General features: G+C 70.8%; 6 protein-coding genes. All 6 read right to left on the bottom strand.

Annotated elements, in window-relative coordinates; translation table 11 throughout:
• Positions 1-11: 11 nt before the first annotated feature.
• Entirely contained in the window at positions 12-7,649 is a 7,638-nt protein-coding gene (locus tag PS467_RS38860) for an SDR family NAD(P)-dependent oxidoreductase (RefSeq protein WP_311039225.1), read from the bottom strand.
• A gap of 85 nt (positions 7,650-7,734) precedes the next feature.
• Complete coding sequence (locus tag PS467_RS38855) at positions 7,735-8,199, bottom strand: type II toxin-antitoxin system RatA family toxin (RefSeq protein WP_311039224.1); 465 nt, start codon at positions 8,197-8,199, stop codon at positions 7,735-7,737.
• 42 nt (positions 8,200-8,241) lie between these two features.
• On the bottom strand, positions 8,242-9,498 hold the full coding sequence (locus PS467_RS38850) for an aspartate aminotransferase family protein (RefSeq protein ID WP_311039223.1): 1,257 nt from the start codon (positions 9,496-9,498) through the stop codon (positions 8,242-8,244).
• Positions 9,499-9,528: 30 nt separating this feature from the next.
• Entirely contained in the window at positions 9,529-11,133 is a 1,605-nt protein-coding gene (locus PS467_RS38845; protein ID WP_311039222.1) for an aldehyde dehydrogenase family protein, read from the bottom strand.
• Positions 11,134-11,153: 20 nt separating this feature from the next.
• Positions 11,154-11,444: a DUF4873 domain-containing protein gene (locus PS467_RS38840; protein ID WP_311039221.1), complete on the bottom strand. Its 291-nt coding sequence runs from the start codon at positions 11,442-11,444 to the stop codon at positions 11,154-11,156.
• Positions 11,445-11,455: 11 nt separating this feature from the next.
• Positions 11,456-12,382: an AurF N-oxygenase family protein gene (locus PS467_RS38835; protein WP_311039220.1), complete on the bottom strand. Its 927-nt coding sequence runs from the start codon at positions 12,380-12,382 to the stop codon at positions 11,456-11,458.
• Positions 12,383-12,411 lie beyond the last annotated feature (29 nt).

The raw sequence follows: 12,411 nt of genomic DNA, 5'->3' as shown, positions 1-12,411 counted from the left end.
TAGCCGACATGTCACTCCCCCTGGGACAGGGCGAGCGCCACCAGATCGTCCGCGCCCATGGAGTCGATGAGATCGTCGTTCGCCTTTGCCTTGGCCTGCCGCTCCTCGGACGCTTCGGCCAGCAGCAACAACTTGTCGAGCAGTCCGGAATCCCGCAGATCCGCGAGCGGAATGGCTCTGATGACCGACCAGACGTCGGAGTCCGCCGCAACGCTCGCAGCAGGCGCGTCGGGCTGGCCGGGTAGGTTGGTCGCGATGTACTTCGCCAGCGCGTCGGGCGTGGGGTAGTCGAAGACCACTGTGGCCGACAGGGTCAGCCCGGTGGCGTTCTTGAGCCGGTTCCGCAGCTCGACCGCCGTCAGGGAATCGAAACCGAGGTCCTGAAAGGCCCGGTCCGGAGCGATGTCCTCGGCTCCCGCACGCCCGAGCACGGCCGCGACGTGCGTACGCACCAGCTCGAGCACCACCGCGTCCCGCCTGACCTCGGACACCCCCTCCAGCCGCCGCAACAACGCCGACCGCGCCGCGCGGCCACCGTCCGCCGACCGACGCGCTCGGCCACGCACCAGCCCACGCAGTACCGACGGGATCGTCTCCGACCGTGCCAGCGCGTCCAGCCGCAACCGCGCCGGCACGGCCAGCACGGGCTCCGTGGACAGTGCGCTGTCGAGCAAGGCCAGGCCATGGTCCGGTGACAGCGCGATCATGCCACCGCGGCCGATCCGGGACAGCCTGCCTTCCCGCAATGACGCGGTCATTCCGTCCGACTGCTCCCAGACGCCCCATGCGAGGGAGGAACCGGGGAGTCCGAGGTGCCGCCGGTGCTGGGCCAGCGCGTCCAGGAACGTGTTGGCAGCGGCGTAACCGGCCTGGCCCGGCGAGCCCAGCACACCGGCAGCCGACGAGAACAGGACGAAGGCCGACAGGTTCTGGTCCTTGGTGAGTTCGTGCAGGTTCCAGGCGGTGGCCACCTTCGCCCGGAACGTCGCGGCGAGGTTCCGCGGTGTGGTCGACAAGAACACGGCGTCGGCAAGCACACCGGCGGTGTGGATGACCGCGGTCAACGGCTGTGCCGCGGGGAGCTCGTCGAGCACTGCCGCCAGGGCCGCGCGATCCGCCGCGTCGCAGGCGGCGACGCGTACCGAGGCGCCCTTCTCCTCCAGTTCGGTGACGAGCGCCTCCGCACCGGCCGCGGAGCGGCCTTGCCTGCTGACGAGCAGCAGGTTCCGTACCCCGTACGCGCTCACCAGGTGTCGGGCGACCAGGCTGCCGAGCGATCCGGTGCCGCCGGTGATCAGCACTGTGCCGTCACTGAGCCGTGGCCGCGTTCCCTGGCCCTGCTCCCCTCCCTGGCCCGTTTGCTGTTCCGTTGCCTGTTCCGTTTTCTGCTCCGGGGTGGCCGCTGCCAGCCGGGGTGCGAAGAAACGTCCACGGCGCAAGGCGAGCTGTGGCTCGTCGTTGACCGCCGCCGTCGCGGTCGCGATCGCGATCGGCGCGTCGGCCCAGTCGTCCACGTCGACCAGCACGATCCGGCCCGGATGCTCGGTCTGGGCGGACCGGAGGAGGCCCCACACCGGTGCGTGGCACAGGTCCAGGTCGGTCTCGTGCCCGTCGACCGCGATGGCCTGGCTGGTGACGACGGCCAACGGCGGCTCGTTGTCGTCCTCGGCGGCCAGTCGCGCCTTGACCTGGTCGAGGACGGCCGAGACCTCGCTCTCGGCCGTGGCCGGCAGGCGATCGGCGGGCTCCGGTTCCGTGCTGCGGCGTAGGAGCAGCGCGGGCGTTTCGCTCGGCGATCGCGGCGGCTCGTACGCCTCGTCCGGCACGGGCAGCGGGACCCAGTCGACCACGTACCACGAGTCATGGGGGCGCGTGGGCGTCACGAGCCGGGACAGCGGCGTCTTCCGCAGTTCCAGCGTGTCGACCTGTGCCACCAGCGCACCGTCGGCCTCGGTCAGGGTGATCCGGACCTGTTCGTCGCCGATCGGGGCCAGATGCGCGCGAAGAGCCACGGCGCCGGCCGACCGCACCGTGACGCGCGACCAGGAGAAGGGCAGCGGGATGGTGTCGTCCGGCACCGGACCGGCCTGGAGCGCCAGCGCGTGCAATGCGGCGTCGAACAGCGCGGGGTGCAGCAGGTGGGCCGTGGCGGAATCCCGAACGTCGTCGGGCAGGGCCACGTCGGCATACAGGTCGTCGCCGAGCCGCCACGCCGCACGCAAACCCATGAACGTCGGTCCGTACTGGTAGCCGAGCGCCGCGAGCCGCTCGTAGCCGTCGGTCAGATCGACGGCCACGGCATCGGCGGGCGGCCACGCCATGGTTTCGCTGCCGGATGTTCCGGCGCCGGAGTCGTCCGCGTGTGACAGTGTCCCGCGCGCGTGCTCGGTCCACGTCCGTTCGCCATCCCCGCAGGCGTGGATGGAAACGGGCCTGTCGCCCGCGTCGTCCGACGGGCCCACCACGACCTGGAGCGCGATCTCGGTGCCCGGCGACAGGCTCAGCGGCTCGCGCATGACCAGTTCCCGCACCGCGTCACAGCCGACTTCGTCACCGGCGACCAGTGCCAGCTCCACGAACGCCGTGCCGGGAAGCAGCACCGTGTCCTCGACCGCGTGGTCGGCGAGCCACGGCTGCCGGTCCAGCGCCAGCGCACCGGCCAATGTCACGGCCCCGGTCGCCGGATTCGGCACGACGGTGGTGAGGAACGGGTGACCGGTCCGTCCGAAGCCCGGCAGCCCGGTGGTTCCCGGCCTCGGGGTGGTCCAGTACGCATGGTCGTCCCAGGCGTAGGTGGGGAGGTCCGGGAAGGCATCGCCGCGCCCACCGCCGTCGTCCGTCCCCAGCAGCCTGGCCCAGTCCGGCTCCAGGCCACCGATGTACAACTCGGCCTGCGCGCGGTCCAGACACGCCGGCCCGTCCTCCTCGCGGCGCAGGGAGCCGACGGCGACGACCTCGCGGCCGTTGTCCTCCGCGACGCTGTGGACGGCGGTGACGAGCGACGGATGCGGGCTCATCTCGACGAAGAACCGGTAGCCGTCCGCGATCATACGGGTGACGGTCTCGGCGAACCGCACCGGTTCGCGCAGGTTCCGGTACCAGTAGCCGTCATCGAGTACGGCGCCGGTCACCGCCTCGGCCAGCACCGTGGAGTACCAGGCGATCGGGCCGGGCCGGGCGGTGATACCGGCCAGATCGGCCGCCAGCGACTCGCGCAGGGACGCCACGTGTTCGGTGTGCGAGGCGTAGTCGACGTCGAGCATGCGATGGAACACCTGCTCGCCGTCCAGCGTCGCGAGCAGGTCGGTCACCGCGGCGCGGTCGCCGGCGACCACCGTCGTCCTCGGTCCGTTGACCGCGGCGACCGCCACCGCGCCGCCCAGCCGCGACCGCAGTTCGTCGGCGGGCAGTCCGACGACCGCCATCGCGCCGGCGCCGGCGATGCGCGGCAGGGCCCGGCTGCGGAGGACGACCACGGCGGCGGCGTCGGACAGTCCGAGCGCGCCACTGACGTAGGCGGCCGCGATCTCGCCCTGGCTGTGTCCGATGACGGCGTCCGGAGCCACTCCGCGCTCCCGCCAGTGCGCGGCCAGCGACACCATCACGGCGAACAGCACGGGCTGCACGACATCGTCCCCGGTCAGCTCGGGAGCGTCGGCCTCACCGCGCAGCACGGCCGTGGCGGACCAGCCGGTGTACCGCCGGATCGCGGCGTCGGCCTTGGCGAGCTCGGCCCGGAACGGTGCCGAGCAGGCCAGCAGGTCGAGCGCCATGGACGCCCACTGTGCCCCTTGGCCCGGGAACACGAACGCCACCTTGCCGGAGCTCAACGCCGGGGCGGAGCCGGTGACCAGGTTCGGCGCGGTATCGCCGCCTGCGAGCCCGGCAAGTCCGGCGCGGAGTTCGTCCGCGGTCCGCGCCCTGACGACGGCCCGGTGTTCGAAGTGGGTGCGTCGCGTCGCGAGCGACCGGGCCAGGGCGGGCAGCGACAGATGGGACGTGATGTCGTCGGGCGTGGTTTCGTCGGAAGCGGTTTCGTCGGAAGCGGTTTGGAGGAACGCCAGCAGGCGCTCGGCCTGGCCCGACAGCGCCGTCCGGGTACGGGCGGAGACCGGTATGAGCAGCGGCTCCGACACCGCCGAGGCGGCCGAGTCCGGTGAGTCTGCCGAGTCCGTCGGCAGGTGGCCCCTGACCGGCGGCTCCTCCAGCACCACATGGGCGTTCGTGCCGCTGATACCGAACGCGCTGACCCCGGCACGCCGGGTACGCCGGGTACCCCGGCCCGACGGCCACGGCGCCGGATCGCGCTGCACCGTGAGTCCGGCCGTGGCCCAGTCGATGTGGGGCGTCAGGTGGTCGGCGTGCAGCGACGCGGGCAGCAGTTCGTGACGCAGGGCGAGTACGGTCTTGATGACCCCGCCGATACCGGCCGCGGCCTGGGTGTGGCCGAGGTTCGACTTGAGCGACCCGATCGCGAGCGGCCGGTCGGCGGCGCGGCCGGGTCCGAAGACCCTGGCCAGCGCACGGGCCTCGATCGGGTCGCCGAGCGGTGTGCCGGTGCCGTGCGTCTCGACGTAGTCGATGTCCTGCGGCTCCAGGCCGGCGGAGGCGAGGGCCGCTCGGATCACCTGTTCCTGGGCGAGTCCGTTCGGTGCGCTGAGTCCCTGGCTGCGTCCGTCCTGGTTGACCGCCGAACCGCAGACGACCGCGAGCACCGGGTCACCGTCCCGCAGCGCGGCGTCGAGCCGTTTGAGCAGGACCAGACCGCACCCTTCGGCCCAGACCACGCCGTCGGCGTCGTTCGAGAACGGTCGGCAGCGGCCGGAGGCGGACAGCCCCCGCAGGCGGCTGAATTCCACATGGGCACGCGGTGTCGCCATGACGGAGGCACCGCCGGCGAGGGCGAGCTCGCACTCACCGGCGGCCACGGCCCGCGCGGCCAGATGCAGTGCCACCAGGGACGAGGAGCAGGCGGTGTCGACCGTGAGCGCCGGTCCCCGCAGCCCGAGCGTGTAGGCGATGCGGCCGGAGGCGACGCTGCCGGCGTTGCCGGTGCCGACGTGCCCGTTCATCTGGTCCAGGTCGGCGCCCGCCAGGTATCCGCTGTCGTACAGCCCGATGTAGACACCGGTGGCGGTGCCGGCCAGGCGTCGGGGATCGATGCCCGCGCGTTCGATCGCTTCCCAGGAGGCTTGCAGCAGCAACCGCTGCTGGGGGTCCATCGCGGCGGCCTCATGCGCGGAGATCCCGAAGAACGGCGCGTCGAAGCGGTCGACGCCGGTGAGGAAGCCGCCCTGGAGGGTGTAGGTCTTTCCGGGCGCGTCGGGGTCCGTGTCGTGCAGTCCGGTGGTGTCCCACCTCTCCTCCGGCACGGCCTGGACGGCGTCGACACCGTCCGCGAGCAGTTTCCAGAGCGCCTCGGGGTTGTCGGCGCCGCCCGGAAAGCGGCAGGCCATCGAGATGATCGCCACCTCGCTGTCGGCCGGGACCCGCTCGGTGGCCGAACCCGTCGTCCCGGCGGTGCCGAGCGCGGTCGCCACCGCCGAAATCGACGGATGCTCGAACACCAGGCTGGGTTCCAGCTCCCGGCCGACGAACTCGGACAGCCGTACCGTGAGTTCGACCAGGCCACGTGAGCCGAGCCCGAACTCGGCGATCGGCCGGTCCAGGTCGATCCGCGCCGGGTCGGTGCCGGTGTCCCGGGCGACCGCCGCGACGAGCCAGTCCCGGATCGACGCGACGGTGGGCACGGGGTTACGGGACGGCGGCGCCGGGGACGTGTGCTCTGCCGGTGCCTGATCCGGGGTTGCTGCATGATGCGCTGCCGGTGCCTGCTCCACCGGTGTGTCCGGCGCGGCTCGCTCCACGGCCGTGAGTTCCCCGGCCAGATAGGCGGCACGGGTGGCCTGCCGCTGGATCTTGCCGCTGCTGGTCTTGAAGATCGTGCGGGGCGGGATCAGCACCACCGCGCGGACGGCGAGGCCGTGCTGCGCGCCGACGGCGCTTCGGACGGCGTCCTCGACCGCGTCGAGCTCGGCGTGGTCGGTCGTCTTCACCTCCGCGACGACGACCGGCACCTCGCCACCGCCACCATCGCCACCGCTACCGCCGTCATTGCCACCGCCGTCATTGCCACCGTCGCCATCGCCACCGACGTCATTGCCGCCATCTCCGACCTCGCCATCCCCACGCTCGACCGAGAACACCGCCACGCAGCCGGCGCGCACCGCGGGGTGCGCGGACTCCACGGTCAGCTCCACGTCCTGCGGGTAGTGGTTCTTGCCGTCGATGATCAGCAGGTCCTTGCGTCGCCCCGTCACGAACAGTTCGCCGTCCCGGAGGAAGCCCAGGTCGCCGGTGCGCAGAAACCCGCCGCGCCCGTCGTCGAGCCGGCCGTCGAACGTCTCCCTGGTCTTCTCGGCGTCGCCGTGGTAGCCGCCCGCCACGCTCCCGCCGGTCACCCAGATCTCGCCGACCGTCCCTTCCGGGCACTCGGTGCACCGTTCCGGGTCGGCGATCAGGACGGTCGTCCCCTCGGCGGGCCGTCCCGAGCTGACCCACTCCGGTTGTCCGGGTCCGGCCCGGAGGATCGTGGGCGCCCGGTCCAGGCCACCGCCGGAGCCGGCGGTCACCGTCAGCGTCGCCTCGGCCAGTCCGTACACCGGCAACAGCGACGCGGGCCGGAAGCCCGCGGGCGCGAACGTGTCCGCGAACCGGCGCAAGGTGCCCGCCCGGACGGGCTCGGCGCCGTTGGCGGCCACCCGCCACCGGCTGAGGTCCAGGCCCGCCACGGACTCCGGGGTGGCGCGCCGGACGCAGAGCTCGTAGCCGAAGTTCGGCGCACCGCTGCACCGCACCCCGAACGCCGAGACCATCGCCGGCCAGCGCCTGGGCTGCTGGAGGAAGTGCAGCGGCGACATCAGCACCGCGCTGCTGCCGACGTAGACCGTGTGCAGTACCGGCCCGATCAGGCCCATGTCGTGGTACACCGGCAGCCAGCTGCCGATCAGGTCGCCCTCCCAGGACGCGACCAGTTCGGGGGTGTGTCCCATTCCTTCCGCCGTGGCCCGCTGGTTGTGCAGCAGGTTGCGGTGGCTGACGATCACGCCGCGCGGCTCCGACGTCGAGCCGGAGGTGTACTGGAGGAATGCCGTGGAATCCGGGCCGACGCCCGGGTCGCGCCACGCGGTTTGCCGCTCGTCGGCGATGTCGTCGGTCGCGATCCACTCCAGGGCGGCGAGTTCGGGCATCTCGTGGATCACGGCGGCCAGGCCGTCGGCCACCAGCCGCGTGGTCAGGACGACCGCGATGCCGGCGTCGGCGATGATCCGCTTCAACCTGCGCAGGGAGCGGTCGAGCTGGTGGAACTCCGGCAGCGGGACGGGCACCGCGACGACCCCGCCGAAAAGACAGCCGAAGAATCCGCCCGTGAACTCCAGGCCCGGCGGATAGAGCAGCAGCGCGTGCCGGCCAGCGAATCCGCGCTCCTGCAATGTGGCGGCGATGGCACGCGCACGTGTCGCCAGCTCTCGATAGGACATCTCGGTGATGTCGCCGTCGACCTCGCCGGATTCCAGGAATCGGTAGACGTGCGCCTCCGGCTGCTCCGACTCCCGAAGGCGGAGCAGATCGACATAAGAACCGTGCATGGCCTGAACCTTCCCCCAGAAAACCGCGCCCCGGCCGGTGCGGGCCGGCCGGCACTTCAGCACAAGGTGACGACGAGGGTCCGGATCACACCGCTGACCCGCTGCCGCTGAACAGCTCGGTGATGATCCGGCTCACGGATTCCTCGAGGAGTTTCGCGGCCACCGGCTCGATCATGGCCTCGACGCTGGGCACACCGAAGTCGAACGTGGCGGTGAACCGGACGCGAACCGTCGGCTCCCCGGCGGGGTCCGGCACCGGAGAGACTTCCCAACTGCCGTGGAACTCGTCGAAGTCGCCGTCGACCTGCTCGAACCGGAGAGTGGTGTTCTCCTCGTCGTAGTGATCCCGCTCGGACCACTCCAGCAGGCCGTTGCGGAAGTACAGCTCCCAGTGCGAGAGCATGGTGTGGGGATCGTCGGTGGATTCCATCAGGACCGATTTCACATGCTCCGGGGCGTGCTGTTTGTAGCTCTCGCCGTCCTTGAGCTTCTCGTAAATCGCGAACCGGTCCCATCCGACGACCATCTGGTCGACGTGTACGGTCTTCATGTCGCCTTCCCCGTGTCGATCTGCCACCAGCTCACCGGACGGTCACCGGCGCCCCACCGACAGCTTTCCGAGCTGCCGGAACGAGTCCTCCATCGCCACTTCGAGCGTGTCCACCTCGTCCTCGGACATCAGGGCCGGCGGCGTGAACCGCACCACGTGCGGATTGTTCACCGAGTGGTTGATGAGCACGCCCCGGTCCAGCAGGTGGAGCATCAGCTCGGCGGACGAGCCCGGGTCCTCGAATTCGACGCCGAGCAGCAGCCCCTTGCCCCGTACCTCCCTGATCGAGCCCGGGGGCGCGGCCTGCGCCGCTGTGCGCAGGGTCCGCAGGAGGCGCTCGCCGATCGTGCCGGCCGCGCCGAGGACGTCATGTGTCTTGGTCGCCTCGATGGCGGCCAGCACCGCCGCGGTCTGGATGGGCGACCCGCCGAACGTGGAGGCGTGCAGGATCGGGTCCTTGTCGAACGGCGCGTACGCGGTGGGCGTGGCGACCGCGGCCGAGACCGGTACCACACCGCCGGACAGGCCCTTTCCGACCAGCATGACGTCGGGTTGGACCGGCAGTTCGCTGATGGCCCACCAGGTGCCGGTGCGGCCCATGCCGGTCAGGACCTCGTCGACGATGAGGAAGCAGTCGTGTTCCTGGCAGATCCGCGACACCTCGGGGAGGTAGTCGTCGTCCGGGATCACGACGCCCGCCTCGCCCTGGATCGGTTCGACGATGAAGCACGACGGCTCGGCGTCGCGCAGCGCCGCGCGCAGGGCGTTCGCGTCCCCGAACGGGATCTCGACGACATCGGGTATCAGCGGTTCGAAGGGCTCCTGGTAGCGGCGCTTGGCGCTGACGCTCAACGCTCCCATCGTCCTGCCGTGGTAACCGTTCCGCGTGGTGACCGTGCGTTTGTGCCCGTTCACCCGGGCCAGCTTGAGTGCCGTTTCCACGGCCTCGGCGCCGGAGCCGCAGAAGAAGACCTTCTCCAGCTCGCCCGGACAGACCTCGGCGAGCGCCTGGGCGGCGCGGGAGGTCACGTCGTCGAAGAACACCCGGGAGGAGATCGGATGCCGCCTGACCTGCTCGACGACGGCCTCGACCACATCCGGGTGGGTCGCCCCGAGCAGCATGACCCCGTAGCCGGCGCAGTTGAGGTACTTCTCTCCCGCCGAGGTGTGGATGTACGAACCGGCGGAGCTCTCCTCGATCTGGCCGCCGAGCATACCGGCGATCTTCGCCCGGCCCCGGCTCAGGTATTTCGCGTGCAGCCTGGCTGTCTCCGCGGACTTCTCATCCGTCACGGTCACTTGACGTTCCCCTCGTTTTCGCGCTCGGACTCAGGACGGAGTCGCACCGTCGGCCACCTCGAAGATCGCGCGGCGCGGGCGCACCTCGGTGGCGATACTGATCGCCTGAAGGTGGGAGGTGCCCAGCGCCGGATAGTTGGCGCCGCCGTAGGGTCCGCCGGACAGTCCCGTGCCGCCGTGTGTGGCCACTCCGGGCGAGACCCCGATGTGGCTGTCGTTGACCTTCAGCGTGCCGCTGTTGTTCATGCCGCCGCAGAACGTCTCGATCACGTGCGCGTCCCGCGACCACAGGGAGTTCCGCAGTCCGTAGCGATTGCCGTTCATGAAGCCGACGCAGGCGCGCAGCAGTGTCTGGTCATCGTCCCGGCGCTCGGGCACCACGATCGACAGCAGCGGGAAGAAGGTCTCCTTGCGGACCACGTCCAGCCGGTCGGCCAGGGCCAGTCCGTCGACCCGGATCGCGGTGGGCTCGAGGAAGAATCCGACGTCGCTGACGTTGCCCTCGACGTCGATCCGGTGTCCGCCGAAGAGCGTTTCCGCCCCGCCGGCGACGGCCTGCTCCAGCGTCTGGAAGAACTCCGCCGACTTGAACACCGGGGACAGCACCGTGGTGCGGTCCTCGGGCATACCGGGGCGCATCGTGCGTACGGTGTCGGCGAGCCGGGAGATCACCGTGTCCGCGATGTCGGGGTGCACCACGGCGAAGTTCGGCGCCATGCACACCTGGCCGGATCCGTAGTACGCCTCGCGCAGGGCCTCGACGGCCAGCTCGGCCTCGGCGTCCCGCCAGATCAGCACCCCGTCGTTGCCGGACAGTTCGAGCACGGTCTTCTTGCCCCGGTTGAACCAGTCCCGTCCGACCGGGATGCCGCGTGCCGAGTCCCCGAAGAACATCAGGTTGTCGGTGTCGTCGCTGTCGAGCCACTGCCGCAGCACCGCGTTCGGCTCGCCACAGACCACGTTCACCAGTCCGCGCGGGGCGCCGAAGTCGCACAGCGCGGGGTACACCAGCTCGCGCCACGCCCAGGCGGTGGTCAGCGGGGCGCTCCGCGGCGCCTTGACCACGACGGCGTTGCCCGCGATGAGGGCGCCGATCGCGAGCAGCGAGTTGGCCGCGGGGGCGTTGTGCGGCGGGTGGACGCAGACGACACCGTCCGGTTTGCGGACCAGGCGGGTCTGGCGGCCGCCGACGTGGCCGATCTGCTCCAGCTGTGCTCGGGTCAGCTCCAGGCCGAGCTCGCTCGTGCCCTCCATCGCGACGGCGATCTCCAGCTCGGCGAACCTGCGCGGGTGTCCCTCGGCCACCAGGTACTCGATGAACCTGTCGATGTTCTTCCGCATGACCTCGTTGATCCTGCGGCCGAGCTCGATGCGGTCGGTGACGCTCGCGTCGGCCCACTCCCGCTGGGCCCGCCGGGCGGCGGCGGCCGCCCGGTCGATCTGCTCCCGGCTGGAGATGCCGACCCGGCCGACGGCGCGGTCGTCCCGCACGCCGTCGATCGTGCCCCGGTCGAGACCGCGCTTGAGCCGCAGGCACCCGATCTCGTCGGCCAGCATGGCGCTGGTCCGCACCACGTGGATCCACTTGTCGTGCTCGCCGTCCGCGCCATCGATCAATGACGGATACGTTTCCATCGCGCCCCCTCGCAAGGCCACTAGTCGAACTCGGCTTGGTCGAACGGCGGCGCACCCACGCCCGTGATGGAGTAGCTGCCCCACGGCGTCTGCTCGGCCAGCCGGCCCTCGGCCGTCCTCGACCCGATCGTCACGCTCACCGCCAGGCCCCCGGACAGCTTCTCCGGCGAGCTCGCCGCCACGACGGTGCCCTGCCAGTGGTACTTGCCGTCGATGGGATCGATCCGGCCGGCCAGCCGCACCCTGACCTCCTGGGCGACACCCGCCACGGTCAGGGCCGCCGGGCCGTCGTACACCTCGTCATCGTTCACCCGTGCCGCCACTAGTCGAGGTATCCGATCTTCTTCCAGATCTTCCGGGACACCCGGCCCATCAGCCCCGTCTCCTCGAAGAACTCGGCCAGTCCGGCGAAGCAGCGTTTCTGCACCAGCCGGAAGTTCTCGTTCGCCTTGGCCGCCCGGCGCGCCGCCTTCGGGTCGGGCAGACCGACCCGGCGGTAGACGACCGGGTTGATGAACGCCTGCTGGTTCACGATGCCGTGGAACCCGAGCACGTTGGCCAGCACCGCGCGCCGCCACCGCGGCATCTCGGCCACCCGCTTGCGGATGCCGTCCCGGGCGAAGCTGATGTGGCGGGCCTCCTCCAGGATGTGCACCCGCAGCACCCGCTGCGCGAGCGGCTGCACATCCGGGTCGTCGACCATCTGGCGCTGCAACTCATCCGTGATGTCCTCGCCCAGCAGCGCGAACAGCCACAGCCCGGAGCCGCGGAGGAAGAACGGGATCGTGTTCAGCACGACCCGCTGCGCCAGCGGGACCCGGACGTGTTCGGCGCCGACCTTCTGGATGGCCTTGCCGAACATCACCATGTGCCGGGTCTCGTCGCCCAGCTCCGTCAGGCTGTAGTGGGTTTCGCTGCTGCGCGGGTCCGCGTGCATGACGTGGCGCAGCAGTCCCTGGTTGACGATGTTCTCGAACCAGATCGCCGTCGACAGCATGTTGACGAACTCCTGCCGGGACAGCTCGATCCGCTGCGCCCGGTCCATCCGGTCCCAGAGCTCGGTGCCGTACAGCGAGAGGGTCTTCGGCGCCACGAAGAACTTGTCGTCGTCCAGCGGCGCCTCCCAGTCGATGTCGACCACCGGGATGTAGGACCGTTTCACCGACCCCTTCAACAACCGGTTGGATACCACCTCACGTGGCAGCTCGGCAGAGCCCGACTCCGCCGGGGACGTGTTGCCCGCGGTCATCCGTTTCACCTCTCCAGCGTTGTTGATCG

Origin of the sequence: Streptomyces luomodiensis, from assembly GCF_031679605.1 — a bacterium.
In the GTDB taxonomy this organism is placed as follows: Bacteria; Actinomycetota; Actinomycetes; order Streptomycetales; family Streptomycetaceae; genus Streptomyces; species Streptomyces luomodiensis.
Note: the sequence above shows the minus strand (reverse complement) of the source record. Positions and strands in the feature narration are given on the sequence as shown.

Bases quoted from the DNA above. Each gene is read 5' to 3' on its own strand.
- PS467_RS38860 (WP_311039225.1), bottom strand. From the start codon at position 7,649: ATGCACGGTTCTTATGTCGATCTGCTCCGCCTTCGGGAGTCGGAGCAG.
- PS467_RS38845 (WP_311039222.1), bottom strand. From the start codon at position 11,133: ATGGAAACGTATCCGTCATTGATCGATGGCGCGGACGGCGAGCACGAC.
- PS467_RS38855 (WP_311039224.1), bottom strand. From the start codon at position 8,199: ATGAAGACCGTACACGTCGACCAGATGGTCGTCGGATGGGACCGGTTC.
- PS467_RS38835 (WP_311039220.1), bottom strand. From the start codon at position 12,382: ATGACCGCGGGCAACACGTCCCCGGCGGAGTCGGGCTCTGCCGAGCTG.